This is a genomic window from Nocardioides hankookensis (genome assembly GCF_042658885.1).
Taxonomy (GTDB): domain Bacteria; phylum Actinomycetota; class Actinomycetes; order Propionibacteriales; family Nocardioidaceae; genus Nocardioides; species Nocardioides hankookensis.
Genome location: NZ_JBHSRJ010000002.1, coordinates 128,718 through 153,740, shown reverse-complemented (window position 1 = coordinate 153,740; position 25,023 = coordinate 128,718). Strand labels below are relative to the sequence as shown.

Genomic DNA, 25,023 nt, shown 5'->3' with positions numbered 1-25,023 from the left:
TTCACCTGCAGGTGAAAACCAGCGCCGGGTCGGCTATGCCAGGAGGTCGGATGAGCGGAGCATCTCGTCTGGTACGCCCCACCCGTCGACGAGGTCGACGGCGATCGGGCGGATCTTGCGGCAGAGGTCGTTGACCTCGCGGCTGATCGCCTTGGACCGCTGGACGGTCAGCCGGCCGTGCTCCATGAACCAGGCCCGGTCGGCCTCGATCGTGGACAGAGCGAAGAGGTCGCAGAGCAGCCCGAGCGCCACGCGGTTGCCCTCGGGGGTGTCGGCCGGCAGGTCACGCATCCGGTCCACGAAGGCCTCGAGGACCAGTCGCTCGACGTGCGCGTTGGCCGCGCCGATCACGTGGTCCTGGACCTGGGAGAAGACCACGCCCGGGTTCATCTTGTCGTCGATCCCGCGCTTGAGCCGCCGGGCGACCCCGGAGAGCATGTGCTCCTCGCGGAAGCGCAGCATCGCGAGCTGGTAGTCGGAGTCGAGCAGCCCGGCCTCCTGGTCCCACTGGTCGCCGCCCGGCAGGAGGTCCTTGACCCGCTCGAGCAGCTTGTGGGCCGACGTCCGCTCGATCACCGTCCCCACCGCGAGGTTGGTGACGAACCGGACCATGCCGAGCTGGTCCATGTCCTCGAACTCGCTGGCGTAGTCGGTGAGCAGTCCCTTCGCGACCAGCTGGAGCAGCACGTGGTTGTCGCCCTCGAAGGTCGTGAAGATGTCGCTGTCGGCCTTGAGCGCGGCGAACCGGTTGACGGAGAGGTAGCCCGCACCGCCGCAGGCCTCGCGGCACTCCTGGATGGTGCGGGTCGCGTGCCAGGTGCCGAGCGCCTTGGTGCCGGCGGCCCGCCCCTCGAGCTCGCGCCGCGCCACCTCGACGCCCCCGCCGGGTCCGTCGGCCTCGGTGAAGACGTCGTGCAGCTGCGTGCGTACGACGTCCTGCGCGAAGTGCAGCGCATAGGTGCGCGCGACCAGCGGCAGCAGCCGCCGCTGGTGCATGCCGTAGTCGAGGAGCAGCTGCTCCTCGGTGTCGGAGGCGGCCTCGAACTGCCGCCGGCGTACGGCGTACCTCGTCGCGATCGCGAGCGCGACCTTGCTGGCGTTGATGCCGGCGCCGCCGACGCAGACGCGGCCCTGCACGAGGGTGCCGAGCATCGTGAAGAAACGCTTGTTGGGGTTCTCGATCGAGCTCTCGTAGACGCCGGCCGGCGAGACGTCGGCGAAGCGGTTGAGCAGCGCCTCGCGTGGCACCCGCACGTCGTCGAACCAGATCCGGCCGTTGTCGACCCCGTTGAGGCCCATCTTGCGGCCGTCGTCCTCGATCCGGACGCCGTCGAGGACCTTGGTGCCCTTGCGGATCGGGACGACGAAGGCGTGCACGCCCTCCGACTTCCCACCCACCTCGAGCTGGGCGAAGACCACTGCGACCTCGGCGTGCCGGGCGGCGTTGCCGATGTAGTCCTTGCGCGCGGCGTCGCCGTGCGTGGTGATCACGAACTCCTGCGTCGCCACGTCGTACGTCGCGACCGTGCCGAGCGCCTGAACGTTCGAGCCGTGGCCGGTCTCGGTCATCGCGAAGCAGCCCATCAGCTTGCCGGTGACGAGGTCGCGCAGGTAGGCGTCGTGGTGGCGCTGGGTGCCGAGCTGGAGGATCGCGCCGCCGAAGAGGCCGAACTGCACGCCGACCTTCACCAGCACGGACAGGTCGCCGAGGGCGAGCGTCTCGAAGGCGGCGACCGAGGCGCCGATGTCGCCGCCACCGCCGTACTCCTCGGGGAAGCCCATCCCCGTCTGGCCGGTCGCAGCCATCTCGACCACGATGTCGCGGACCCGGTCGCGGAAGTCGTCGATGCCGAGCTCGTCGGCCTCGTCGAGGACCGACGCGTAGTCGGCGAGGTTGCTCCGCACCAGCTGGCGGACCTCGGCGTACTTGCCGTCGAGCAGCTCCGTGAGGGCGCGGACGTCGACCTCGGGCTCCTCGTAGCCGGGCGCGCTGGACGGTACGGCGGTGTCGGTGGCCATGCCGGAGGACTACCCACCGGCGGGCGGCTTCAAGCGGTGATCTGGACCTCTCCCGCCGGGCCGCTCAGGGCCGGGCGAAGAAGTTCGGCGCGGTCCAGTAGTACATCGAGACCTCTTCGACCGGGCGGCCGGTCCGCGGCGCCTGGATGATCCGGCCGCCGCCGATGTAGAGGGCGACGTGGTAGATCGAGCCCGGGTCGCTGCTGGAGCCCCAGAAGACCAGGTCGCCGGGCTGGAGCTGGCTCGCCGAGATCGGCGTGGACTGCTCGTACTGCGCGACGGAGTAGTGCGGCAGGTAGGTCCCACCCGCGCCCCAGGCGCCCGCGGTCAGGCCCGAGCAGTCCCACTCGTCCGGCCCCGCAGCACCCCACTGGTAGGGCTCACCGATCTGAGCACGCGCGAACGCGATCGCGGCCTGCGCGCCCGACTTCGGCGCCGGCGTGGCCGCCGGCGGCGGGGCGGGCGCCTCGCTGGGCTGCTCGCTGGGCTGCTCGGTCGGCTGCTCGGTGGGCTGCTGCGTCGGCTCCTGGGTGGGCGTCGGGGTGCCGGTGGGAGCCGGCGGCTGCGCCTGCTCCTGCTCCTGCGCCTGCTCGGCGGCGGCTGCGGCGGCCGCGGCTCGGGCGGCCCGCGCCTCGAGGCCGGACTGTCGACGCCGGGCCAGGTCGACGCTGACGTGCTGGAGGTCGGCCAGGCGCGCGATCAGGGCGCCCTTCTCGGCGGCGATCGACTGGGCGTCGGCGGCCGCGGCGTCGGCGGCGCGCTGCGCCTCCTGCCGCGCGTCCAGCGCGTCCTGCTCGGCCTGTTTCGCCGCGTCGAGGGCCCGGTCGGCCCGGTCCCGGGCGACCTGGGCGACGACCGCCGAGGCCCGGAACTCGTCGTAGTTGCCGCTCATCGCGTCCGTGGCGTTGCGCATCGTCTCGGTGCGCTGGAGGACGGTGTCGATGCCGTCGGAGTCGAGCACGCCGGCCAGGGCGGTGAGCTCGGGCGACATCTCGTACGAGGAGACGACCGCATCGCTGTAGGCCTGCCGCTGCCGCTCCACGTCGGCCTCGGCCGCGGTGACGCCCGCCTGGGCCTCGGTCGCTGCGTCGCGGGCCTGGTCGGCGCGCCACCGGGCGCCGTTGAACGCCTCGGCCGCCTGGGCCGCGGCGACCGCGGACTGCTGGAGTCGCTGGTTCGCGACGACCAGCCGGGCGCGCACCGCGGCGACGTCGTCGAGCTGGGCGCGCACCGCCGTACGCGCGTCGTGGACGTCGTCCTTGCTCGGGACGGTGTCGTCGTCGGCGACCGCGATCCCGGCGACCAGCCCGGAGGCGAGAAGCGCGAGCACCGTGGTCGCCGCCATGTTGCGCGCTCGCACCGCATTGCCCCCTCGTCAGGACGCCTCCACCAGGCGTCACTCGGAGCACGCTAGACAACTTTCGTCACATTGGAAACATTTTCCCCAACTTTTTCTGCGCTGCTCGGCGTGTCGCCTTGACGAACTACAACCTTGTAATTCGCGCGCGTCGGCGTAGTCCCCGACGTTGTGGTCCCGAAACGGGTCCACGGAGGACCGTTCCGTCAGGGACTACCCCGACGGTCGGCCGCAGACGGGTCAGCGGTTGACGGGGACCTGCGACGTGGTCGTGGTGGGGTGCGAGGCGAGGCCGTGGCGGTCGAACCGCTGGCCGCTGGCGATGCCGCCCAGGTAGAAGGAGACGAGCGCGATCGCCACGCCGGCGATGTCGTCGGCGACGTAGTGCCAGCCGAAGTAGAGGGTCGCGACCACGATCAGGCCGAAGTTGACCCAGAAGGCGATCCGGATGATCCGGTTCTGGACGGTGAACTGCACCATCAGCGCCCACAGCAGCGCGATGCCCGTGTGCAGGCTCGCGAAGCCCGCGACGGTCTGGGCCTGGCCGTCGCCCCACAGGACGCCCTGTCTCGCATTGACCAGTGACGACATCAGGTCGCTGGTGCCGGTGTGCGCGAGGGCGTTGTAGAGGTAGGTGTACTCGAGCCCAGGACCGAGGGTCGGGAGCGCGTAGTACGAGATCGTCCCCAGCGTCCACGCGATGCCCTGCGAGGTGACGAACCACCAGCCGTAGGACAGGTTGCGCGACCACACCAGCCAGACGGTGACCATGATCGCCACCATCGGGATGAAGAGCAGGTAGAAGTTCGACAGGAAGTGCGCCACCCAGACCGTGCCCAACAGGTCGTGGAGCAGGCTGCCCGGGTAGTGACCGAAGAACAGGATCTTGTCGAGGGCGTGCAGCTCGCGGTCGTACATGCGGTCGCTGACGAGCGGCAGGAACGACTTCAGGTTCCGGTAGCAGACGTAGATCACGTAGAAGCAGACGATCCCGAGCAGCACCAGGAGGATCCGCTCCCGAGTCCAGTGGGTGCGCCACCGGTCCCGCACGAGCTCGGGCCACCGGCTCGGACGACCGCGCGAGATCCACAGCGCCCGCGGCACCAGGTCGAGGAAGAGGGCGCCGATGCACAGGATCGGCAGTCGCACCATCGCCGGGCCGAGGAAGCTGCCGTCGGGGTCGATCAGGGGCCGACCGAGGGACCAGGCCGTGATCGCCGCCCACACGAACATGGCGATGGCGTTGACCACGAGCAGGGTCCAGGCACGGCGATACACGTCGGTCAGTGTAGGGAGTGTTTCCGCTCAGTCACGGGTCCGTGTCACGGCCAGCCGTGAGGCGTCCACCACCATCGACACCCGGTCCCCGGCCGCGGGGTGGGTGTCCAGCCGGGCGACGGCGTCGAGCTCCCCGATCCCGTCCACGTCGACGACCACCCGGATCTGCTCCGGCGTGACCCGCGCCGACACGACCGTCCCCGACACCGTCCCGGCGTCCGAGACGACCAGCGCGGACCGGCGTACGGCGACCGCGGCACCGGCGTCCGGCAGCCCGGCCGCGCGCAGCAGCACGCCCGCCGGCTCGCCCTCGAGCACCCGGGCGTAGCCGAGGAAGAGCGCGGTCTCGGGGTCGGCCGGCGCCCGCCAGACCGCGGCGATGTCGCCCTGCTGCACGACCCGGCCCGCCCGCATCACCGCGATCCGGTCGGCGACGGTGAACGCCTCCTCCTGGTCGTGGGTGACCATCAGCGCGGTCGTCCCGGCCTCGCGCAGGATGTCGCGGAGGTCGTGGGCGAGCCGCTCCCGCAGGCCCGCGTCGAGCGCGGACAGCGGCTCGTCGAGCAGCAGCAACCGCGGCTGCACGGCGAGCGAGCGGGCCAGCGCGACCCGCTGCCGCTCACCTCCCGAGAGCGTGGCCGGCAACCGGTCGTCGTACCCCTCGAGGCCGACCAGGGCGAGCAGCTCGCGCACCCGCGCGGCGGCGTTCGGCGTGCGCCGCAGCCGCAGCGCGTAGCCGACGTTGCGGGCGACCGTGAGGTGCCCGAAGAGCTGGCCGTCCTGGAACATCAGCGCGAACCCGCGCTTGTGCGTCGGTACGCCGGCCAGGTCGGCGCCGTCCCAGCCGATCCGCCCGGAGGCGACCGGCTCGAGCCCGGCGATCGCGCGCAGCAGCGTCGACTTGCCCGACCCGCTGGGACCGAGGACGGCGAGCACCTGGCCGTCGTCGAGCGTGAGCGAGGCGTCCACGACCGCGGGCACGCCGTCGTACGCCACGGAGACGTCGTCGATGGTCAACATCAGAAGGCCCCCAGGGACGGCACCCGCAGCCGCTCGACCGCGAGCATCACGACGGCGGTCGTGGCGGCGAGGACGACAGAGGCGGCGAGGGCCATGCCGTAGTTCATCGCGCCAGGGTGGCCGATCAGGTGGAAGATCACGATCGGCATCGTCGGCGTCTCGTCGCGCGCGAGGAACGACGTCGCCCCGAACTCGCCCAGCGACACCGCGAACGCGAAGCCGGCGGCGGCCAGCAGCGGCTTCCACAGCACCGGCAGGTCGACCGTCACGAAGGTGCGCAGCGGCCCGGCGCCGAGCGACGCGGCCGCCTGGCGCTGGCGGTCGTCGATGCCGCCGAGCGCCGGCGCGAGGGTGCGTACGACGAGCGGGAGGGCCACCAGCGCCTGGGCGATCGGCACCAGCAGCAGCGAGTCGCGGAAGTCGAGCGGCGGCTGGTCGAGGGTGATCAGGAACCCGAAGCCGAGCGTCACCGCCGAGACCCCGAGCGGCAGCATGAAGAGGCCGTCGAGCAGGCCGCGGACCCGGCGCTCCCCCCGGGTGTGCGAGCGACGGGTCACGACGACCGCGACGAGCACGCCCATCGACAGCGACATCCAGGTCGCGTCGACGGCGGTGCGCAGCGAGGTGACGAGCGCGTCGGTCACCGGCACCAGCAGCGCGCCGCGCGAGCCGACGGTCGTCAGGGCCCGGTAGTTGCCCAGGCCCCAGCCGTCGCCCACCTGCAGCGACCCGACGACGAGCGCCGCGATGGGCGCGCCGACCAGCAGCAGGACCAGCAGGGTCGCGAGCACCCCCGGCCAGTCCCCGCGCGAGACGCGCGGCGGACGCGCCGTGGTCCGCGCCAGGCTCGGGTCGGCGACGGCCCGCAGGCGGCTCGTCACGAAGAGCAGCGCCGTGATCGCCAGCAGCTGCACGATCGAGAGGGCGGCCGCCGCCTGGAGGTCGAGCAGGTTGGTCGTCAGCAGGTAGATCTCGGTCTCGACCGAGGAGTAGCGCAGCCCGCCCAGGGTGAGCACGACGCCGAACGCCGTGGCGCAGAAGAGGAAGACCACGCTCGCCGCCGAGACGATCGCGGGACGCAGGGCGGGCAGCGTGACCGTGCGGAAGACGTACGCCGGGCCGGCGCCCAGCGCGGCCGCCGCCTCCGCCGGCCGGGGGTCGAGGGACTCCCACGCGGCGCCGACCGCCCGGATCACGACGGCGACGTTGAAGAACGCCAGGCCCGCGATGATCGCGCCCGCGGAGCCGTCGAAGCCCAGGAAGCCCAGTGGCCCTGCCTCCCCGATCAGCTGGCGGAACGCGACGCCGACGACCACGGTCGGCAGCACGAACGGCACCAGCAGCAGCGCCCGCAGCGTCGCGCGGCCGCGGAACCGGCGCCGGTGCAGCAGGTGCGCGGCGGGTACGCCGAGCAGCACCGCCACCGCCGTACCGGCCAGGGCCGACCAGACCGTGAACCACACGACCCGCACCGTCCGCGGTCGGGTCAGCACGTCGACGACGGCCACCGGGTCGAAGTGGCCGTCGACCCAGAACCCCTCCGCGAGCATCCCGCTGACGGGGAGCACGAAGAACACACCGAGGACGGCCAGCGGCACCGCCGCCAGGCCGACCAGGACCCCGATCCGTCTCATCGGGAGGTGACGTCACTCCACGTGCGCAGCCAGTCGTCGCGGTTGTCGGCGATCGCGGCCGGGTCGACCGAGAACGGGTCCGTCGGCTGCTTCGCGAACTTCGCCCACTCGGCCGGCAGCTGCACCGACGAGTCGACCGGGAAGACGTACATGCTCTCGGGCAGCGCGGCCTGCACCTGCGGCGTCAGCAGGAAGTCGACCAACGCCTTGGCCCCGTCAGGGTTCTCGGCCCCGTCGAGCACCCCGGCGTACTCGACCTGGCGGAAGCAGGTGTCGAGCAGCGCGCTGGTCGTGGACGTCCCGTCGCCCGCGATCGTGAACGCCGGCGAGGAGTCGTAGGAGAGCACGATCGGCCGGTCGCCCTTGCCGCCGCCCTGGGTGAAGTCGACCTCGTAGGCGTCCGACCAGCCCGCCACGAGCTTGGTGCCGTTGGCCATCAGCTTGGTCCAGTACGCCGGCCAGTCGTCGCCGTACGCCGCGACCGTCGACAGGAGGAAGGCCATGCCCGGCGAGCTGGTGGTGGCGCCCGGGGCGACGAAGAGGTCGCGGTACGCCGGCTTCGTCAGGTCGTCGAGCGTCGTCGGCGGGGCGAGGTCGTGGTCGGCGAACCAGGTGTCGTCCACGTTGACGCAGACGCTGGCGTTGTCGACCGGGGTGAGCCGGTGGTCGTCGTCGCCATCGAGCCGGAACTGGTCCGCACCGTCGGGCAGCGTCGCGTCGTACGGCGCGAAGACACCCTCGTCGAGCGCCCGCGACGCAAAGGTGTTGTCGACGCCGAAGGACACGTCGCCCAGCGGGTCGTCCTTCGTCAGCACGAGCTTGTTGGTCAGCGCCCCGGCGTCGCCGGAGGCCCGGACCACCAGGTCGTAGCCGCTCTCCTCCTCGAACTCCTTCTGGAGCGCCTTCGGCAGCACGAACGACTCGTGCGTCACCAGCACGACCCGCTGGGAGGCTGGCTCGTCGTCGGCGGTGCTGTTGCCGACGGCCGAGCAACCGGCGGTCGCCACGGCCAGGACGAGCACGGACGCATACACACGGATGGACTTCACTGCGACTCCCTAGCGCCGGTGCTAACCGGATCAGGTTCATAGGGTCTGCGGCTGGTCCGCACTCTCAGCACGCTCGCGCGTGCTCCCCTGTCTGTGAGGTCGACTCTAGTACGCCGTGCGCTGGTGGTGGTTTCGAGGCTCGCTCCGCTCGCACCTCAACCACCGTCGTCGGTGGTTGAGGTGCGAAGGCCGCCAGGCCTGAGCCTCGAAACCACCAGACACCGCAGGGCGCCGATCTGTGACACTCGGCCCATGCGAATCGTCGGACTCCCCTTCGAGCAGCTCGACGCTGCGACGGCGTACGCCGTGTGGCGGCTGCGCCAGGACGTGTTCGTCGTCGAGCAGGAGTGTCCCTACCCCGACCTCGACGGTCGCGACGACGAGCCGGGCACCCGGCACGTCGTGATGGACGAAGACGGTGCGGTCGTCGGCTACGCGCGCGTGCTGGATGACAGCGACGCGTGGCGGATCGGCCGGGTCGTGCTCGCGCCGTCGGCTCGCGGGCGCGGGCTCGCCGACGCCGTCATGGACGTCGCGCTGCAGCTCAGCAAGGGGCGTGACGTGGTGCTGGACGCCCAGTCACCGCTGGCGGGGTGGTACGCGACGTTCGGCTTCGAGGTCGACGGACCCGAGTTCCTCGAGGACGGGATCCCGCACCTGCCGATGCGGCTGCGTCGCTGAGGTCAGAGCCTGGCCAGGGACGCCCGGAGCGGGTCGAGCCCGATCGAGCCCAGGTCGAGCGCGGCCCGGTGGAAGGCGCGCAGGTCGAAGTCCGCGCCGTGCCGGGCCTGCGCGTCGGCACGGGCCTCGAGCCAGATCCGCTCGCCGACCTTGTACGACGGGGCCTGGCCCGGCCAGCCGAGGTAGCGCAGCACCTCGAAGCGGAGCATCGCGTCGTCCATGCGCGAGTGGATCCGCATGAACTCGAAGACCAGGTCCGGCGTCCAGCGCTCGCCCGGCCGCCAGCCGAACGGGTTGTCCTCAGGGATCGTCAGCTCGAGGTGCAGGCCGATGTCGACGATCACGCGGGCGGCCCGGAAGCCCTGCATGTCGAGCATGCCGAGCCGGTCGCCCGGGTCCTCGAGGTAGCCGAGCTCGTCCATCAGCCGCTCGCTGTAGAGCGCCCAGCCCTCGCCGTGCCCGCTCACCCAGCAGAGCATCCGCTGCCAGCGGTTGAGCATGTCGGCGCGGTAGACGGTCTGCCCGACCTGGAGATGGTGGCCGGGCACGCCCTCGTGGTAGACGGTCGTGACCTCGCGCCACGTCGTCAGCTGGTCGCTGTCGTCGGGCAGCGACCACCACATCCGTCCGGGCCGCGTGAAGTCCTCGCTGGGACCCGTGTAGTAGACGCCGCCGTCGTTGGTCGGGGCGAGGCAGCACTCGATGCCCCGGATCGGCTCCGGGATGTCGAAGTGCACGTCGGCCAGGTCCGAGATGGTCCGGTCGGCGAGCTGCTGCATCCAGTCGCGGAACTCCTCCCGGCTCCCCAGCTGCCGCGCCGGGTCCGCGTCGAGCGCGGCCACGGCGTCCGGGATGCTGCCTCCGGGCACGATCCGGTTGCTGGTCGCGACCATGTCGTCGGTGAGCCGCTTCAGCTCCTGCCAGCCCCAGGCGTAGGTCTCCTCCAGGTCGACGGCGGCGCCGAGGAACTCACGCGACGCCAGGGCGTAGCGCTCCGGGCCGACGGCCTCCTTCTCGAGCCCGCGCGGTGCCAGCTCGGTCTCGATCCAGCGGCCCAGGTCGGCGTACGCCGCGCTCGCGGCCCGGCCCTCGGGGGCGTCCGGGATGAGACCCGTGAAGAAGTCGCCGCTCGCGCCCTCCTGGCCGGTCCAGCGCCGGATCTGGCCGGCCACCTCGGCGTACTGCCGTCGGGCGACGACCCGGCCACGGGCCGCCTCCTCGGCGAGCGTCGTGCGGTAGCCCTCCAGCGCGGCCGGGACGCCCGCGAGGCGGGCGCGCACGTCCGCGCGACCTTCCTCGGTCTCGACCGACATCAGGTCGAAGGACTCACGGATCGCGTGCGCCCAGCTGCTGATGACCGACAGCTCCGCCCGGTCGTGACCGGCGTCGGCGTTCTCGACCTCGAGGCCGACCCGCTCCAGGAACGCGTCGCGGGCCACGGCCTCGCGCTCGTCGGCCGGCTGGGTCGCCGTCATCGCGGCGACCGCGCGGCGGGCCAGGTCGGCCCGAGCCTCGAACCCCGCGGGCGAGAGGTCCGGCAGCTCGTGGTCGTGGCCGGCGATGCCGGCTGCCGTGGCGGTGACCGGGTCGAGGGCGGCCACGTCCTCCACGTGCTGGTCGGCGACGGCGTTGACGGAGTTCGTCGAGTTCACCCGCGTCAGCCTAGGGTGCGTCTCTCAAGTCGGCGCCGTCGCGAGCGGGGTTTCGCGCCGTATCTGGCAAGGCGGAGGTGCGAAGGCGGGCCGGAGGCCCGTCGAGTCGCCGACAACGCCGCCAGATCGGATGCGAAAGCTCGCGCAGCAGGCGCTCCGACTTGAGAGACGTGCCCTATAGGTGCGGTCGCCGACATGTCGCGAGGGAACCATCCTGGGGGTCCAGGTGCTCGTCATGGGTAGAGGAGCACCCAGCAGAAGGATCGCCATGAAGCCGGACGAGGACGACTACCGGGCGTTCATCGACGCCCGCTACGCGCGTCTGGTGCGCGCGGCGATCCTCTTCGGCTGCCGCGAGCAGGACGCCGAGGACGCGGTGCAGGAGGCGCTGATCCGGTGCTACACCGCGTGGGGCCGGGTCTCTGCTGCCGACGATCGCGACGCCTACGTCTACCGGGTCCTGGTCAACGGCATCACCCGTGGCCGGCGCCGCAGGTGGCGCGGCGAGATCCCCTACCAGGACCTGCCCGAGCCGCAGCCGGCGGACGACCCCGCCACGACGGTGTCGCTCAGCCAGAGCGTTCGCCGCTCGCTCGGGCGGCTGGGGCCGGACCAGCGTCAGGTCCTGGTGCTGCGCTACTTCGCCGACCTCACGGAGAACCAGGTCGCGACCGTGCTCGGCATCCGGCCCGGGACGGTCAAGAGCCGGGCATCCCGAGCCATCGCGGCACTCTCCGAGGACGGGTCGCTCCGCGAGCTCATCACCCGAACGCACGAGGAGAAGTCATGATCGACGAACATGAGGTCGCCCAGCTGCTGCGAGCGGCCACGGACGACGTCACCGTACCGGTGACGCCCGAGCGCGACCTGGTCGTCGCGGGGAGCAGCAGGCGCCGGCGCCGTCGGGTGGCGACGAGCATCGTGGCGGGCGCGGCCGCCGTCGCCGTGGCCGCCGCGGTCCCCATGGCCCTGAGCGCCGACCGGCCCGAACGGTCCGTCGCCCCGGCAGGCTCGCCGGACGCGGCCGGCGCGTCGTGCGTCCAGCCGGTGCCGAGCGGGCTGCTGCCCGACTGGGCCCGCGCAGGGTTCTCCGACCCCCACCCCCGCATCCCCTACGTGACGGGCGAGCGCGGCGACATCGTCGCGATCCTCTTCGCGCAGCCGTTGACCGCGCCGGCCTCGACCGACCACACCAACAAGGTCCTGTGGGTCTCCCGCGTCGCGACCGAGGGCGACCTCCGCATCACCGCGACCCTGCCCGACGGGTCGGCGCCGGTCGCCCGCGTGGTCGAAGGTGGACCGGGTCCGTCGATCATCGACCTGCCCAGGACGGGCTGCTGGCACCTCGAGCTGGACTGGGGCGACCGCTCGGACAGCCTCGACCTCGCGTACGTCGCGCCCTGACCTCTGCGTCTACGGCGCAGCCGTGAAGAGCACACCGTCCGCCGTGTCGTCGCGCGTGGCCCGACCCTGGGCGACGAGCAGCTCGAGGTGCGCCTTGGTCTCCATCGCGGCCATGCCCTGGCTGAACTCGTCGAGCTCGGCGTACGCCTTCTCGTGCCGGGTCCAGCCGAGCTCGTGGGCGACGGTGAAGCCGGTGGCGGGGCCGTCCGCGAGGGCCGCGAGACTGAGGTCGAGACGGCGCTCGTGGAAGGCCAGCAGCTCGTCGACCCGCGCGTGCGACGACGGCGCGACCGGCCCGTGCGCCGGCAGGATCGTGAGGTCCGGGAGGGCGCGCACCTTCGTCAGCGAGGCCATGAAGTCGCCGAGCGGGTCCGGCGTCGGCGGCACCGTGAACCCGATCGACGGCGTGATCGTGGGCAGCACGTGGTCGCCGGCGAAGAGCAGTCCGGCGGCCTTCTCGGCGAAGACGTAGTGGCCGGGCGTGTGCCCGGGCGTGTGCACGGCGTCGATGGTCCGGGCGCCGACGGCGATCTCGTGGTCACCCTCGAACCAGGTGTCCGGGAACATCCACATCGACATGTCCGGGCCCTCACCGTCGCCGACGGCCCACAGCTCGGCGAGCTCGTGCGCACCGGCGGTGCGGAGCACCTCGATGAACGGGTTGCGGTTGAGGTCCGGGTCGTTGAGCAGCTCGAGGGCCGGCTTCTCGCCGAGCCCGAGTGCGACGTCCGCGCCGTACTCGTGACCGAGCACCGTGGCGAGCGTGAAGTGGTCGCGGTGCACGTGGGTGACCAGGAAGCGCTTGATGTCGCCGAACCCGTAGCCGACGTCGAGCAGGCAGCGCTCGAGCAGGTCGCGCGCGACCTCGATCGACCAGCCGCCGTCGATGAGCGTCAGGCCGTCGTCGGTCTCGATGACGTAGACGTTGATGGCCTTGAGCCCGTCCATCGGCAGCGGCAGCGGGATCCGGTGGATCCCCTCGGCCACCTTCCAGGCGCCCTCCTTGCTCCAGTGCTCGCCCGAGTCGGGCGAGACGGCGAAGGCGGTCGGCGTGCTGGAGGAGGTCACGGTCGGACCCTACGAGGTGACGTCGGGGAACCCGAGGTCGAGGGTGGGCTGCTGGATCCCGCCGTCGATCTCGATCAGCTTGCCGGTGACGTACTGCCCGGCCTTCGACGACAGGTAGAGGACGCCGGCCGCGATGTCCTCCGGCTCACCCACGCGACCGAGCGGGGTCTTGCCCTCGAGCTGACCCATCAGCTCGGGCTGGCCGGCGACGAACTCCAGGGCGCTGGTGAGGATCGAGCCGACGTAGATGCCGTTGACCCGGATCCGCGGCGAGAGGTCCTGCGCGGCCATCTTGGTCCAGTGCGCGAGCGCGGCCTTCGCGGTGCCGTAGGCGACGAACCCGCGATCGGCCGTGCGCCCCATCATCGAGCTGATCGTGACGACGCTCTTCTGCCTGCCGTCGTCCTCCTGCAGCATCAGCGGGACGGCGGCCCGGGTCAGCGCGTGCGCGGTCGCGACGTTGAAGCTGAAGGCCTCGTTGAGGAACCGCGGGCTCGTCTTGAGGAACTCCTTGGGGAACGTGCCGCCCACGTTGTTGACGACCGTGTCGAGCCGCCCGAGCTCGTCGTACGCCGTCTGCGCGAGGCCGGCGACGGCGTCGAGGTCGCTGAGGTCGGCGGGGACGACGACGCAGCGGCGTCCGGTCGCGCGGACCTGCTCGGCGACCACCTCGAGCTGGTCGGCCGTGCGCGCGGAGATGAGGACGTCGGCGCCCGCCTCGGCGAGCGCGACGGCGGTCGCGGCGCCGAGACCGCGGCCCGCGCCGGTGACGATCGCGACCTGGCCGTCGACGGAGAACCTGTCGAGGATGCTCACTTCGTGCTCACCAGGCCTCGGCCGGTGACGAGGGGGAGGTCGAGCGCGGTGACCAGGCCGCCCTTCGCCTCGACGACGGCGGGCAGCGCGTTGACCAGCCGCTGCGCGGTCGTGATCATCCCGGAGACGTTGTGGTCGCCGTGCTCGCCGTGGTGGGTGAGGTCGAGCTGCATCATCGGCTCGCCGGTGATGACGACCCGGTAGCCGCCACCGCCCTCGGCCGGCTGCGGCCACTCCGGCACCTGGTCCTCGGCGGTCCGGGTGACGTGCTCGAGCACGACCCGCGGGATGCCGTCGACGTTGCCGATCAGCTCGAAGCGGACGGCGCCCATGGTCCCGGCCTTCACGTCGCCCGAGACGCTCGGGGTGTCGACCTCGGCAGCGCGCCGCTCGACCTTCTCGACCAGTGGCTCGTCGAGGACGATGTCGAGGCCCGCGGCGATCTGCCGGACCACGCTCCCCCAGGCCATCGTCAGGATGCCCGGCTGCCAGAGCAGCGGCTGGAAGTCCATCGGCCGGCCGAAGCCGAACATGTCGCCCATCACGACGGGCTGGTAGTACGTCGAGTAGTCGGCGATCTCCATCACCCGCACCTCGTCGATGCGCTGGCTGAGGCTGGTCAGGGCCAGCGGCAGCAGGTCGTTGGCGTAGCCGGGGTCGATGCCGTTGACGTGCAGGCTCGCACCGGTGCGTGCGCCCGCCCTCTGGATCCGCTCCAGCAGGTCGTCCGGCAGGATCTTCTCCGGCCACTGCAGCAGCACCGGGCCGCTGGAGACGACGTTGACGCCCGCCTCGACGAAGCCGATCAGGTCCTGGATGCACTCGAAGACCCGGTCGTCGGCCATCGCGGTGTGCACGATCGCGTCCGGTTGCAGCGCGATCAGGGCGTCGCGGTCGGTCGTCGCCAGGACGCCGAGCTCGCGGCCGAGGTCGGCCAGGAGGCCGGCGTCCTTGCCGTCCTTCTCCGGGTTGGACACCCAGACGCCGACCAGCTCCATGCGCGGGTGCGCGTCGATGCCCGCGATCGCGTGACGTCCGATGGTCCCGGTCGACCACACGACGACCTTCAGCTTGTCTCCCATGCGCGCCAACCTAGAACACGTTCTAGTTAGTTGGGAAGGGCCGCCGTCTCGGCGATCACCGGGCAGCGGGTGCCGGAGTAGATGGTGGGCATGCACCGGTTGCAGTGGATGCAGACGCCCTCGACGGCGCGACCGGCGGCGAGGTCGTTGACGAGGTTGGGCTCGCGGAGCAGCGCGCGGCCCATCGCGACGAAGTCGAAGCCGTCGGCCATCGCCTGCTCCATCGTCTCGACGCGGTTGATGCCGCCGAGCAGCATCAGCGGCATCGACAGCGCCTCGCGGAAGCGCAGTGCCTTGTCGCGGAAGTACGCCTCCTCGAACGGGTAGGTCTTCAGGAAGCCCTTGCCCACGGGCGTCTTCATGCCGAGGCGGACCACCAGCGGCATCGTCGCGGCGAACTCCGAGAGCGGCGCATCGCCGCGGAAGAGGTACATCGGGTTCATCAGCGACGAGCCACCGCTGAGCTGGAGGGCATCGAGGGTGCCGTCGGACTCGAGCAGCTGCGCGTACTCCAGACCGGCGTCGGTGGTGACCCCGCCCTTGAAGCCGTCGGAGAGCGAGATCTTGGCGGTGACGGCGACCGCGTCGCCGACCTCGTCACGTACGGCGCGCGCCACCTGGCGGCCCAGCCTCGCTCGGTGCTCCAGCGACCCGCCGTACCCGTCCTTGCGGCGGTTGAGGCTCGGCGCGAGGAAGGACGAGATCAGGTAGCTGTGCGCCATGTGCAGCTCGAGGACGTCGAAACCGGCGTCGACGAGGGTGCGGGCGGTGGCGACGTACGCCTTCGTCACGCGCGTCAGGTCGGCCTCGGTGGCCGACCGGATCATCTGCATCGACAGCGGGCTGGGCATCCGCGAGGCGCTGATCGCCTTGACCCCGTTGGAGCGCCCGTTGGCGACCGGGCCGGCATGGCCGACCTGTCCGGCGATGGCCGCCCCGGTCTCGTGGATCGCGGCGGCCATCCGGGCCAGCCCGTCGCGGGCGTCGGGGCCGACCACGATCTGCTCGCGGTGGGTGCGCCCCTCGGGAGCGACGGCCAGGTAGGCGACCGTCGTCAGGCCGACGCCCCCGCGCGCCGGGGCCAGGTGGTAGTCGATCAGTGCGTCGGTCACCTGGCCGTGCGGCGCCCGGCCCTCGAAGGTCGCGGCCTTCACCGTCCGGTTGCGCAGCCGGACCGGGCCGAGCTGGGTGGGTGCGAAGACGTCGGGCGGCGAGGCGGGGGTCACCCCGGCAATCTAGAACACGTTCCAGTTCGGTGCCATGGTCATGCGGCGGCGAGCTCGAAGAGCTCCGGCTCGCTGAGGCCGGCCAGCAGCCGCGCCTCGCCGTCGTCGTACGGCCTCTCGTCGCGCAGCACCCGCAGCATGCCGGCGTACCCGTGACCCGCGGCCAGGGCGACCACGAGCGACTCGGCACCGAAGCGGTCCAGCCACGCCCAGAGGGTGCGGGCGTCCACGCCGTGCCGCGCGACCCGGGCCAGGACGAAGTCGACCTGGTGGCCGGGCAGCTCCGCGTCCAGGCGGGTCCGGACGTCGCCGAGGTTGGCGAGCGCCGGGTGGCGGGAGACGCGGTGCGCGCGGCGGGCGGCCTCGCGGGCGGGGGACGCCGGTCGGGTCGCCAGGTAGGCGAGCAGGATGGCGATCGGGGCTCCGAGTGCGATCAGGGTGTTCACGACGGGTTCCTCAGGTGGGGGGTGCGGGACGGCGTTGTCCCGATGTGCCCACTCTGTCGCCGGCCGCTTGAGGCCGACTGGGAACGCACTTGGAATCGTTGTTGAAGCGTGAACCAACGACGGAATCCGTCGTCGGGTGATGAGATCAGCGACGATTGCGTACGCCGGCAGCGCGCCGCGCCGGCCGGGTCGGTCGGGCGGTCAGGAAGGTCGTCAGCAGGACGACCGGGACGGCGAGGGCGACGAGCAGGTCCATGTCCTCACTTCGGCGCCGCCGCCGGGAAGGATCGGGTCTCAGGCCCCTGGACCAGACCGCTTCTGACGGCGGAGCCAGAAGAGCCCGGCGATCGGGAGCACCGCCGGGACGAACCCGTAGCCGATCCCGTAGTCGGACCACACCGAGGCGTCCGGGAACCAGTCGGGCTCCACCAGGCTGAGGGTGCCGACGGTGAGGACCCCGGCCAGCTCGATCCAGAGCATCACGCTGGCGAAGCCGGTGCGGCCGACGGAGGCCTGCCGGATGGCGTACCAGCCGAGGGCGTAGGTGACGGCGGCAGCGAGGGAGAGCCAGTAGGCGACCGGCGCCTCGTCGTACTGCGTGGTGAGCTGCACCAGCGCGCGGGCGCCCGCGGCGAAGGTGAAGAGCGCGTAGAAGGCGAGCAGGACCTTGTGCGGTCCGCTGCGTGGGACGGTCGCGTCGGGGGTGGTCATGTCGCGGTCATCTCCAGTCGTACGGCGACGACGCCGACCGCGACCGCCGCGACGGTGATCACCGCGGAGGACCACGGGGCCCGGTCGTCCTCGATCGACTTCATCGCGATCGGGAGCACGCACACCGAGGCGATCAGGTAGCCGACGTACGTCGAGGTCGAGGGCGGTCCGTCGCCGCTGAAGGCCCCCAACCCGGCGAGCGCCCGCACGGCCAGCAGCACCTCGAGCATCCAGGCGAGCTGGTCGAGCCATCCCGGTCGCTCCTGCTTGCGCAGCGCGACGACCAGGGCGAGGGCCGCGACCAGCACGGCGTACCCGACCACGATGAAGGTGATCTGGGTGGACACGCCTGGCATGGGAGCATCATCGACCATGCCGTACGACGAGCTGGTCACCGCCCTGCGAACGGCCGGCTGCGTCTTCGCCGAGGACGAGGCACGCGTGCTGCTCGACGCCGCGTCCGACGAGGACGAGCTGGCGCGGATGCTGGCCGAGCGGGTGGCCGGGGCGCCGCTGGAGCTCGTCGTGGGGTACGCCGAGTTCTGCGGGCTCCGCATCGTCGTGGCGCCCGGGGTCTTCGTGCCGCGCCAGCGCTCCACGGCCCTGGTCCGCGCCGCCGTGGCCGGCCTCGCGGCCGGTGACGTCGTGGTCGACCTCGGCTGCGGCACCGGCGCCCTCGGCGCCGCCGTGCTCGCGGCGGTGCCCGGCGTCGAGGTGTACGCCGCCGACGTCGACCCGGACGCGGTGGCCTGCGCGCGTCGCAACCTGCCGCCGGAGCGGGTGTTCCTCGGCGACCTCTACGCCGCGCTGCCTGACGGGCTGCGCGGCCGGGTCTCGGCGCTGGTCGTCAACGCGCCGTACGTGCCGAGCGACGCGATCGCCCTGATGCCGCCCGAGGCCCGTGACCACGAGCACCGGGTGGCGCTCGACGGCGGGGCCGACGGGCTCGACGTGCAGCGCGGGGTCGTCGCCGGGGCCGGCGGCTGGCTGCGACCGGGCGGACGGGTGCTGGTCGAGACGAGCGTCGCGCAGGCCGAGAGGACCGCGGGCCTGATGACCACCGCCCGCCTCGCCGCCGACGTCGTCCGCGACGACGACGTCGACGGCACCGTGGCGGTCGGGACGCTCGCCTGACGGTGGTTTCGAGGCTCGCTGCGCTCGCACCTCAACCACCGACCGAACGCGGTGGTCGAGGTGCGAAACCACCCCGCCCGCGACGACGACGTCGACGGCACCGTGGCGGTCGGAACGCTCGCCTGACCCGGTGGTTGAGGTGCGAAGGCCGCCAGGCCTGAGCCTCGAAACCACCCCGCCCGCGTCAGACCCAGGAGCTGACGGTCTCCGCGAGCGGGACGGTCGGGCGGCCGAGGAGCTTGCCGAGCTCGCCGGTGGTGACGGCGAGCAGGCCGTCGCGAGCGTTCTGGTCCAGGGCGACCACGAAGCCGGCGGAGCCCTCGTCGAGGTCCGCCTCCAGGAGCGCCGCGTGGTGCTGCTCGGGCGTCAGCCGCTGGTAGGTCACCTCGCTGCCGAGCGCGTTGCCGAAGACGGATGCGAGCTCGTCGAAGTCCCAGGCCGTGTCGCCGGACAGCTCGTAGACCGCGCCGTCGTGGCCGTCGGTGGAGAGCACCACCGCGGCCGCCTCGGCGAAGTCCGCCCGCGGCGCACTCGCGACCCGGCCGTCTCCGGCACTGCCGGCCACGGCGCCGGTGGCACGGGCCTGGTCGAAGGTCGGCTGGTAGTTCTCGGTGTACCAGCCGTTGCGCAGGAACGTGAACGGCAGCCCGCTCGCGCGGACGACCGCCTCGGTGGCGGCGTGCTCGGGTGCGACGACGAGGGTCGTGTCGTCGGCAGCGGGCGCGCTGGTGTAGACGAGACGGCGTACGCCGGCGCGCTGCGCGAGCTCGACGACGGCGGTGTGCTGCGGCACCCGCCGGCCGACCTCGCTGCCGGAGACCAGCAGCACGACGTCGTCCGCGGTCAGCCACGGCACGGACGTGGGGACGTCGTCGAAGTCGAGGACCTCGACACGCACCCCGCGCTCGGCGAGGTCGGCGATCTTCTCGACCGAGCGGCCGGTGGCGACGATCTCCGCGGGGTCGACCCCACGCTCCAGCAGCGACTCCACGACTCCGCGACCGAGCGGGCCGGTGGCTCCGGTGACGACGTACGACATGACATTCCTCCAGGGATCGGGTGTTCTCACCCGTCCGAACGACCCCCGGTCGCCGTACCTTCCCGGCGGAGAGTACCCACTTCAAAGTGGGGTACCCACCTCGGGGTGAGTAGCATCGGCCCATGACCGCCGCCCGCGACCTCCAGCTCGACACCGCCTGCCCCGACACCCGCGCCCTGGTCGAGCACGTGACCAGCAAGTGGGGCGTGCTCGTCCTGCTCGCCCTCCGCGACCGCACCATGCGCTGGAGCGAGCTCAAGCGCGAGATCGCGGGCGTCAGCGAGAAGATGCTGATCCAGTCGCTGCAGACCCTGGAGGCCGACGGTCTGGTGCTGCGGACCGCGCGGCCGGTCGTCCCGCCACACGTCGACTACTCCCTCACCGATGCGGGCCACGAGGCCGTCGATCTCCTCGCACCGCTGGTCTTCTGGGCCCAGCAGCAGGTCCAGGGGTGAGTCGGCTCGCTCTCACCTGGTGGGGGCACGCGTCCGCGACCGTCGAGATCGACGGCGCCCGGGTCGCGCTCGACCCGCTGCTCAGCGACCAGCTCTTCCACCTGCGCCGCTACACCGCGCACCCGACCGAGGAGGCCGCCGACGCCGACGTCGTCGCGATCTCCCACCTCCACCACGACCACCTGCACCTGCCGTCGCTACGCCGGTTCGCCCGCGACGTCCCGATCCTGGTGCCGCGCGGTGGGGAGGCACTGCTCCGCGACCTGGGCACCGATCGGGTGCTGCCCGTCGAGCCAGGTGACGTGCACGAGGTCGGTGGTACGACGATCCGCGTGCTGGCGGCGACCCACGACGGCGGTCGCGGCCCGCACACCAAGATCACCGGGCCACCGCTGGGCTTCCGGATCGATCGCGCCGACCGGTCCGTCTGGTTCCCGGGCGACACCGAGGTGCGCGAGGACATGTACGACGTCGGTCGGGTCGACCTCGCCCTGGTGCCGATCGGCGGCTGGGGCCCGACGCTCGAGGACGGCCACATGGACCCGGTCGCCGGCGCGGAGGCGGTGCGCCGCGTGGGCGCCGACCTCGCGGTGCCGGTGCACTGGGGCACGTTCTGGCCGCTCGGGCTCCGGCGCCTGGCGCGCGCCAACCACGACCGACTCTTCGTCACGCCGGGCGACCGGTTCATCGAGGCGCTCGGCACGGCCGCCCCCGACGTACGAGCCGTGCTGGCCGCGCCCGGCGACCGGGTCGTGGTCGGCGAGGGCTAGGACAGGGTCAGCCGGGCGAGCAGCGGCCGGTGGTCGCTGTGGTAGCCGCTGAGCACCCGCTGGGCACGCACCTGGATGAGGTGGTCGCGCAGGCCGGTGCGCTCCAGCCACACGTAGTCGATGTTGCGTGCGGTCGGCGGGTGCGTGGGCCCGACACCCGTACCGAGCAGCTGGTACGTCGACTCCGCGCGGTTGCGCAGCGTGCGCATCGGCCCGCCGACGGGACGCCCGCGGGCGTCGGCGCGGGCCCCGAAGTTGAAGTCGCCGGTGCCGACGACCCACCGCCCCGGGACGGTGCGCCAGATGTCCGCGAGCCGGTCGAGCTGGGCCCGCGCCCGGATCGCGTTGATCGTCGAGAGCCACCGGCCGGGGTCGCCGAGGTCCTCGATCTTCTGCGGGAGGTGGGTGTTCAGCACGGTCAGGACCCGGCCCGTGTCGCGGTGCCGGAGGCGGACGACGGCGACGTACCTGTTGTCGAAGGGGTAGCGGCCCTCGCGCCAGCTCAGCCCCAGCGCGACCTTGTGCAGGCGCGCGGTGACGAGCTTGAACTCCGAGGTGCGCCACGACACCGCCAGCTCGGCCGCGCCCTGGTCGGCCCCGAAGGTCTTCGAGGTCCAGCCCGGCAGGTGGTGCAGCACCGTGCGGAAGGGGTCGGCCTCCTGCCAGGCGACGACGTCGACGCCGGGGTGCGAGGTGAGCCGGCGGGCGTCGGCAGCGGCCTCGGCAGGCGAGAGCTTGCGGAACATGTTCATCGTCGCCACCCCGACGCCGATGGGCGCGAGCCGCACCGGCGCGACCCGGTGGCCGAGCTGGCCGCCCTGCTTCGCGAGCGTCGTCGAGCGGATCACCCGCGGCTCCACCGAGCGCGAGGTCTGCGCGGCGCTGATCGCCGCCGCCTGGCTGGCCTGCGGGACCGATGCCGGCCCGTCGTCCGCGACGAAGGGGGCGACGATGAGGCCCAGCACGGTCGCGACCAGGAGCAGGGGCGGCGGCCCCGTCCACCTGGAGCGTCGCCGGAGGTCGTCACGGCGCCCGAGAAGGACCCGTCTGACCACGCGGCTTCCCCTCCGGCTCGGTCCATCGGCTGAGGGACCACGCTAGCCTCGCCAGCCCCTCGAGCCCCGGAGGCCACGCCCGTGTCGTGGGCCGCTGTCGCAGGCGTCACCGACGGCCAGTACCGTCGCGGGTGTGACCACCGCGCATCCGTCGTACGACGAGCTCGCCGCCCTCCCTGCCTACGCCACCCAGGCGGTGCCGACGGCGTTCGAGGACATCAACGGCCACCTCAACATCCGCCACTACGTGGGGATCGCGAGCGAGGGCCTCGACGAGTCGCTCGTCGACGTGGGGATCCCGCAGAACTGGCCGACCGTGGCCGGCCAGGGCGTCTTCAGCGCCGAGCACCACATGACCTACCTGTCCGAGCTGCGCACCGGCGACAAGATCTCGGCCCGGGTCCGCGTGGTCGGCCGCTCCGAGCGTGCCGCGCACGTCGTCGTCTACCTCCTCGACGACAGCCACCAGCGGGTGAGCTACGTGATGGAGGAGATCTTCCTCCACATCGACATGGAGAGCCGGCGCAGCGCCCCGTGGCCCGACGATGTCGCCGGCGCGCTCGACCGCCGCATCGCGGCCGACGGCGAGCTGTCGTGGCAGCCCGCCCTGTCGGGCTCGATGGCCCTGCGCTGACGCCGGTCCCGTGACGCCCACCGAGCTGCTGGGCACCTGGACGCTGACCCGCGTGGTCGACGACCACCGCACCGGTGAGCGACGCGACGTCGTCGGCACGGCCGAGCTCGTCGAGGTCGACGCCGGTCGGGTCCGGTGGACCGAGTCGGGCACGATGTCGTGGCCGGGGCACGCCGTGCCGGTCAGCCGCACCCTGGACGTGGTGCGCGAGGACGACGGCTGGTTCGTGCGGTTCGAGGACGGGCGCCCCTTCCACCCCTGGGCTGTCGGCCACCGGGTCGAGCACCCGTGCCCGCCCGACCACTACCGCGGCCTCGTCGAGGTCGAGGGCGAGGGCGAGCCCGTGACCTCGTGGACGGTGACCTGGGACGCCGCCGGTCCGGAGAAGGACTACCGGATGGTCACGGTCCACACCGACCGCCGCTGACGGGTCGGAGGCTCAGTCGCGGTCGACGAGACCGTGCTGGAGACCCCACACCGCCGCCTGGGACCGGCTGTTGACGCCGATCTTGCGGTAGGCCGAGCGCACGTAGGTCTTGACCGAGTTGATGCTGACGAAGACCCGGTCCGCGATCTCCTGGTTGGTGAGCCCGGCGGCGATCAGCGCGAGCACCTGCACCTCCCGCGCACTGAGGCCGTGGCCGATCTCGACCGGCTCCGTCGGCGCCGCCGCGGCCTCCACCATCAGCACGATCTGCTCCACGCCCACGCGCAGGGGCACCCATCCCGTCGCGCCGGTACGCCGGAGCACGACGTCGCGGCCCTCGGCTCCGGGACCGTCCGCGTCGTGGAGCACGACGTCCGCGGGCCCACCCTCGGCCTCGACGACCAGGACCCGGTGGCCCTGGCGGGCCAGCATCTGTCGCAGCCCTGCTGCCACGGCCTCATCGGGGCTGGCGATGGCCAGCCGGACGGGGCGCGCGGACATGGCAGCGATCCTCCCGAGGCGTGCCCGCGTGCGGCCACTCGGACTCACCACCCAAAGGGGTGAAAGTTCCTGCGGGGATGCGAAGAGCCCCTCTCCGCGGGGGCGGGAGAGGGGCTCTCGGGGGCGCTGCCGGGCTGGCCGGGACGGCGGTCACGCGGCGCGGGTGAAGGCTCGCTCGGACGGGCCGGAGACGGTGACGAGCACCGGGGTGGCGGTGGAGCGGTCGCGCACGGCGACCACGACGGCGGCGACGGCGAGCGCGACGGTGACGGCGGCGACCGCGAGGAAGCCGTACGCGAAGGCGGCGATGGAGAGGTCGAACATGGGGGTGCTCCTGACTGGACGGGCCCGCGGGTGGTGGGCCCGGATCGGTGTGCCGGGGTGTTCCCCGGCAGACACCACAGTGCCGCCGCGCTCTTGAGACCGACTGGGAGCCGACTGGGAACGTCAGTCAGACGCTGAACCGGCCGGCGAAGGCGCGCAGCGGCAGGTCGGCGCTGGTGACGATCCCCGGCGGTGCGTCGACGACGGACCGGATCGCGTTCAGGGCCGGCATCCCCGTCACCGTCATCCCGATCGCGGCGAACGCCTCGACCGACGAGAAGTCGGTGCCGGGCTTCGGGAGGATCAGGTGCTTGCTGTAGATGACCGGGTCGCCCTGGATCTTGGTGATGTAGCAGCCCTGGATGTCCCAGTGCGGCTCGGTCCTCGGCGTCATCTGCCACTCGAGGTGCAGCTCGACCCGGGGCACGCCGGCCACCTTCCCGACGTACCGGAAGGCGCTGCCGCCGAGCGAGCCCTTCGGGAGCCGGAACCAGCCCAGGTCGACGTCCTCGGTGCAGGCGCCGAGCTCGTACTCGAAGTCGACCGTGTCGAGCTCGATGCCCAGGCAGTCCGCCATCAGGTGCACCCCGTCGCCGAAGACCCGGGTGCCGAGCTCGAGCAGCCGCGGGACCTCGGGGTCGTCGACCGGCATGCCGTAGCCGCAGTTGCGCCAGGTGTCGGCGGAGTGGTGGCAGGAGACGTCGACGGACTCGATGCAGGTGACGTTCTCGATGTCGGTGACGTCGGCCGAGTGGACGATCGTGAGGACCTGGGCCAGGCCCGGGTTCATGCCGGTGCCGTAGAACGTCGAGCCGCCGCGCTCGCACGCCGCCGCGATCACGTCGGACTCCGAGCGCCCGGACGGATGCGGGTGGTTGGCGTCGCGGTGGTGGCCGGTGACGAAGTCGGCGGTCGTCACGACGTCGATGCCCGCCTCCAGCACCCGCTCGTAGAGGTCGACGTCCGGCCAGACGCCGTGGAAGGTCACCACGTCGGGTCGCGCCGCGAGGATCTCGTCGACGGTCCCGGTCGCGACCACGCCGACCGGGTCGAGGCCGGCGATCTCCCCCGCGTCGCGGCCGACCTTCTCCGGCGTGTAGCAGTGCAGACCCACCAGCTCGAGGTCCGGATGGCGCTGGATCCGGCGCACCATCTCGGTGCCGACGTTGCCGGTGGCCACCTGGAACACGCGGACCCTGTCCATCGAGACCCCACTTTCGTAGAAGGCTCGATGAAACTAG

General features: G+C 72.3%; 27 protein-coding genes and 1 riboswitch. Of the genes, 8 read left to right on the top strand and 19 right to left on the bottom strand.

Translation table 11 applies throughout. The features are described 5' to 3' along the window. Positions 1-33 precede the first annotated feature (33 nt). From ACFPYL_RS03670 to ACFPYL_RS03645, 6 genes are all read right to left on the bottom strand, one after another. Entirely contained in the window at positions 34-2,019 is a 1,986-nt protein-coding gene (locus ACFPYL_RS03670) for an acyl-CoA dehydrogenase family protein (protein ID WP_379150444.1), read from the bottom strand. A gap of 64 nt (positions 2,020-2,083) precedes the next feature. Beyond that, a complete protein-coding gene (locus ACFPYL_RS03665; RefSeq protein WP_379150442.1) occupies positions 2,084-3,379 on the bottom strand; it encodes a C40 family peptidase in 1,296 nt (431 codons plus the stop codon). 237 nt (positions 3,380-3,616) lie between these two features. After that, complete coding sequence (locus tag ACFPYL_RS03660; RefSeq protein WP_379150440.1) at positions 3,617-4,654, bottom strand: phosphatase PAP2 family protein; 1,038 nt, start codon at positions 4,652-4,654, stop codon at positions 3,617-3,619. Positions 4,655-4,681: 27 nt separating this feature from the next. Continuing rightward, entirely contained in the window at positions 4,682-5,674 is a 993-nt protein-coding gene (locus ACFPYL_RS03655; protein WP_379150438.1) for an ABC transporter ATP-binding protein, read from the bottom strand. Further along, positions 5,674-7,308: an ABC transporter permease gene (locus tag ACFPYL_RS03650; protein ID WP_379150436.1), complete on the bottom strand. Its 1,635-nt coding sequence runs from the start codon at positions 7,306-7,308 to the stop codon at positions 5,674-5,676. The genes ACFPYL_RS03655 and ACFPYL_RS03650 overlap by 1 nt, the downstream gene beginning before the upstream one ends. Next, positions 7,305-8,357, bottom strand: a complete 1,053-nt coding sequence (locus tag ACFPYL_RS03645; protein ID WP_379150434.1) for a thiamine ABC transporter substrate-binding protein — start codon at positions 8,355-8,357, stop codon at positions 7,305-7,307. Before ACFPYL_RS03645 ends, ACFPYL_RS03650 begins: the two co-directional genes overlap by 4 nt. After that, positions 8,347-8,456: riboswitch (TPP riboswitch) on the bottom strand. It overlaps the preceding gene by 11 nt. Positions 8,457-8,609: 153 nt before the next feature. On the opposite strand from ACFPYL_RS03645, the gene ACFPYL_RS03640 reads away from it, so the two are divergent. Beyond that, positions 8,610-9,038, top strand: coding sequence for a GNAT family N-acetyltransferase (locus ACFPYL_RS03640; protein WP_379150432.1), 429 nt, complete (start codon positions 8,610-8,612; stop codon positions 9,036-9,038). 2 nt (positions 9,039-9,040) lie between these two features. Here ACFPYL_RS03640 and ACFPYL_RS03635 read toward each other — a convergent pair whose 3' ends face one another. Beyond that, entirely contained in the window at positions 9,041-10,690 is a 1,650-nt protein-coding gene (locus ACFPYL_RS03635) for a DUF885 domain-containing protein (protein ID WP_379150431.1), read from the bottom strand. Between the two features lie 268 nt (positions 10,691-10,958). Here ACFPYL_RS03635 and ACFPYL_RS03630 point away from each other — a divergent pair, with 268 nt between their 5' ends. Together ACFPYL_RS03630 and ACFPYL_RS03625 are read left to right on the top strand one after the other, a co-directional pair. Further along, positions 10,959-11,480 (top strand): SigE family RNA polymerase sigma factor, encoded by a 522-nt coding sequence (locus ACFPYL_RS03630; RefSeq protein WP_379150429.1) that lies wholly within the window; start codon positions 10,959-10,961, stop codon positions 11,478-11,480. Further along, on the top strand, positions 11,477-12,094 hold the full coding sequence (locus ACFPYL_RS03625; protein ID WP_379150427.1) for a hypothetical protein: 618 nt from the start codon (positions 11,477-11,479) through the stop codon (positions 12,092-12,094). The genes ACFPYL_RS03630 and ACFPYL_RS03625 overlap by 4 nt, the downstream gene beginning before the upstream one ends. 9 nt (positions 12,095-12,103) lie before the next feature. On the opposite strand, the gene ACFPYL_RS03620 is transcribed toward ACFPYL_RS03625, so the two are convergent. The 7 genes from ACFPYL_RS03620 to ACFPYL_RS03590 all read right to left on the bottom strand — a co-directional run bounded on the left by ACFPYL_RS03620 (position 12,104) and on the right by ACFPYL_RS03590 (position 17,799). After that, positions 12,104-13,162, bottom strand: a complete 1,059-nt coding sequence (locus tag ACFPYL_RS03620; protein WP_379150425.1) for an MBL fold metallo-hydrolase — start codon at positions 13,160-13,162, stop codon at positions 12,104-12,106. A gap of 9 nt (positions 13,163-13,171) precedes the next feature. Beyond that, the gene (locus tag ACFPYL_RS03615) at positions 13,172-13,978 is read right to left on the bottom strand and encodes an SDR family oxidoreductase (protein WP_379150423.1); all 807 of its coding nucleotides are present in this window, start codon (positions 13,976-13,978) and stop codon (positions 13,172-13,174) included. Then, complete coding sequence (locus tag ACFPYL_RS03610; RefSeq protein ID WP_379150421.1) at positions 13,975-15,060, bottom strand: NAD(P)H-dependent amine dehydrogenase family protein; 1,086 nt, start codon at positions 15,058-15,060, stop codon at positions 13,975-13,977. Before ACFPYL_RS03610 ends, ACFPYL_RS03615 begins: the two co-directional genes overlap by 4 nt. A 26-nt stretch (positions 15,061-15,086) precedes the next feature. Next, a complete protein-coding gene (locus ACFPYL_RS03605; RefSeq protein WP_379150419.1) occupies positions 15,087-16,286 on the bottom strand; it encodes an oxidoreductase in 1,200 nt (399 codons plus the stop codon). 38 nt (positions 16,287-16,324) lie between these two features. After that, positions 16,325-16,732 carry a hypothetical protein gene (locus ACFPYL_RS03600; RefSeq protein ID WP_379150417.1) on the bottom strand — a complete coding sequence of 136 codons (408 nt, stop codon included), beginning with the start codon at positions 16,730-16,732 and terminating at the stop codon, positions 16,325-16,327. 294 nt (positions 16,733-17,026) lie between these two features. Further along, positions 17,027-17,443, bottom strand: coding sequence for a hypothetical protein (locus ACFPYL_RS03595; RefSeq protein ID WP_379150415.1), 417 nt, complete (start codon positions 17,441-17,443; stop codon positions 17,027-17,029). Next, positions 17,440-17,799 (bottom strand): hypothetical protein, encoded by a 360-nt coding sequence (locus tag ACFPYL_RS03590; RefSeq protein ID WP_379150413.1) that lies wholly within the window; start codon positions 17,797-17,799, stop codon positions 17,440-17,442. Before ACFPYL_RS03590 ends, ACFPYL_RS03595 begins: the two co-directional genes overlap by 4 nt. Between ACFPYL_RS03590 and ACFPYL_RS03585 the strand changes: the two genes are divergently transcribed. After that, complete coding sequence (locus tag ACFPYL_RS03585) at positions 17,798-18,577, top strand: putative protein N(5)-glutamine methyltransferase (protein ID WP_379150411.1); 780 nt, start codon at positions 17,798-17,800, stop codon at positions 18,575-18,577. The genes ACFPYL_RS03590 and ACFPYL_RS03585 overlap by 2 nt on opposite strands. 184 nt (positions 18,578-18,761) lie before the next feature. Here the strand turns inward: ACFPYL_RS03585 and ACFPYL_RS03580 are convergent, their stop codons facing one another. Beyond that, positions 18,762-19,616 carry an SDR family oxidoreductase gene (locus tag ACFPYL_RS03580; RefSeq protein WP_379150409.1) on the bottom strand — a complete coding sequence of 285 codons (855 nt, stop codon included), beginning with the start codon at positions 19,614-19,616 and terminating at the stop codon, positions 18,762-18,764. 122 nt (positions 19,617-19,738) lie between these two features. On the opposite strand from ACFPYL_RS03580, the gene ACFPYL_RS03575 reads away from it, so the two are divergent. Next, a complete protein-coding gene (locus tag ACFPYL_RS03575; protein WP_056157038.1) occupies positions 19,739-20,071 on the top strand; it encodes a winged helix-turn-helix transcriptional regulator in 333 nt (110 codons plus the stop codon). Next, positions 20,068-20,841 (top strand): MBL fold metallo-hydrolase, encoded by a 774-nt coding sequence (locus ACFPYL_RS03570; RefSeq protein ID WP_379150407.1) that lies wholly within the window; start codon positions 20,068-20,070, stop codon positions 20,839-20,841. Before ACFPYL_RS03575 ends, ACFPYL_RS03570 begins: the two co-directional genes overlap by 4 nt. Here the strand turns inward: ACFPYL_RS03570 and ACFPYL_RS03565 are convergent. Next, a complete protein-coding gene (locus tag ACFPYL_RS03565; protein WP_379150405.1) occupies positions 20,838-21,896 on the bottom strand; it encodes a hypothetical protein in 1,059 nt (352 codons plus the stop codon). The genes ACFPYL_RS03570 and ACFPYL_RS03565 overlap by 4 nt on opposite strands. A 133-nt stretch (positions 21,897-22,029) precedes the next feature. Between ACFPYL_RS03565 and ACFPYL_RS03560 the strand changes: the two genes are divergently transcribed. Beyond that, positions 22,030-22,530 (top strand): thioesterase family protein, encoded by a 501-nt coding sequence (locus tag ACFPYL_RS03560; RefSeq protein ID WP_379150403.1) that lies wholly within the window; start codon positions 22,030-22,032, stop codon positions 22,528-22,530. A gap of 10 nt (positions 22,531-22,540) precedes the next feature. Then, a complete protein-coding gene (locus ACFPYL_RS03555; protein ID WP_379150401.1) occupies positions 22,541-22,957 on the top strand; it encodes a DUF6314 family protein in 417 nt (138 codons plus the stop codon). A gap of 12 nt (positions 22,958-22,969) precedes the next feature. On the opposite strand, the gene ACFPYL_RS03550 is transcribed toward ACFPYL_RS03555, so the two are convergent. From ACFPYL_RS03550 to ACFPYL_RS03540, 3 genes are all read right to left on the bottom strand, one after another. Continuing rightward, positions 22,970-23,458 carry a response regulator transcription factor gene (locus tag ACFPYL_RS03550; RefSeq protein WP_379150399.1) on the bottom strand — a complete coding sequence of 163 codons (489 nt, stop codon included), beginning with the start codon at positions 23,456-23,458 and terminating at the stop codon, positions 22,970-22,972. A gap of 150 nt (positions 23,459-23,608) precedes the next feature. After that, positions 23,609-23,782 carry a hypothetical protein gene (locus ACFPYL_RS03545; RefSeq protein ID WP_379150397.1) on the bottom strand — a complete coding sequence of 58 codons (174 nt, stop codon included), beginning with the start codon at positions 23,780-23,782 and terminating at the stop codon, positions 23,609-23,611. 127 nt (positions 23,783-23,909) lie between these two features. Continuing rightward, positions 23,910-24,986 carry an NAD(P)H-dependent amine dehydrogenase family protein gene (locus ACFPYL_RS03540; protein ID WP_379150395.1) on the bottom strand — a complete coding sequence of 359 codons (1,077 nt, stop codon included), beginning with the start codon at positions 24,984-24,986 and terminating at the stop codon, positions 23,910-23,912. Positions 24,987-25,023 lie beyond the last annotated feature (37 nt).

Bases quoted from the DNA above. Each gene is read 5' to 3' on its own strand.
- ACFPYL_RS03670 (WP_379150444.1), bottom strand. From the start codon at position 2,019: ATGGCCACCGACACCGCCGTACCGTCCAGCGCGCCCGGCTACGAGGAG.
- ACFPYL_RS03655 (WP_379150438.1), bottom strand. From the start codon at position 5,674: ATGTTGACCATCGACGACGTCTCCGTGGCGTACGACGGCGTGCCCGCG.
- ACFPYL_RS03650 (WP_379150436.1), bottom strand. From the start codon at position 7,308: ATGAGACGGATCGGGGTCCTGGTCGGCCTGGCGGCGGTGCCGCTGGCC.
- ACFPYL_RS03640 (WP_379150432.1), top strand. From the start codon at position 8,610: ATGCGAATCGTCGGACTCCCCTTCGAGCAGCTCGACGCTGCGACGGCG.
- ACFPYL_RS03630 (WP_379150429.1), top strand. From the start codon at position 10,959: ATGAAGCCGGACGAGGACGACTACCGGGCGTTCATCGACGCCCGCTAC.
- ACFPYL_RS03625 (WP_379150427.1), top strand. From the start codon at position 11,477: ATGATCGACGAACATGAGGTCGCCCAGCTGCTGCGAGCGGCCACGGAC.
- ACFPYL_RS03610 (WP_379150421.1), bottom strand. From the start codon at position 15,060: ATGGGAGACAAGCTGAAGGTCGTCGTGTGGTCGACCGGGACCATCGGA.
- ACFPYL_RS03595 (WP_379150415.1), bottom strand. From the start codon at position 17,443: ATGACCACCCCCGACGCGACCGTCCCACGCAGCGGACCGCACAAGGTC.
- ACFPYL_RS03585 (WP_379150411.1), top strand. From the start codon at position 17,798: ATGGGAGCATCATCGACCATGCCGTACGACGAGCTGGTCACCGCCCTG.
- ACFPYL_RS03590 (WP_379150413.1), bottom strand. From the start codon at position 17,799: ATGCCAGGCGTGTCCACCCAGATCACCTTCATCGTGGTCGGGTACGCC.
- ACFPYL_RS03580 (WP_379150409.1), bottom strand. From the start codon at position 19,616: ATGTCGTACGTCGTCACCGGAGCCACCGGCCCGCTCGGTCGCGGAGTC.
- ACFPYL_RS03575 (WP_056157038.1), top strand. From the start codon at position 19,739: ATGACCGCCGCCCGCGACCTCCAGCTCGACACCGCCTGCCCCGACACC.
- ACFPYL_RS03550 (WP_379150399.1), bottom strand. From the start codon at position 23,458: ATGTCCGCGCGCCCCGTCCGGCTGGCCATCGCCAGCCCCGATGAGGCC.
- ACFPYL_RS03545 (WP_379150397.1), bottom strand. From the start codon at position 23,782: ATGTTCGACCTCTCCATCGCCGCCTTCGCGTACGGCTTCCTCGCGGTC.
- ACFPYL_RS03540 (WP_379150395.1), bottom strand. From the start codon at position 24,986: ATGGACAGGGTCCGCGTGTTCCAGGTGGCCACCGGCAACGTCGGCACC.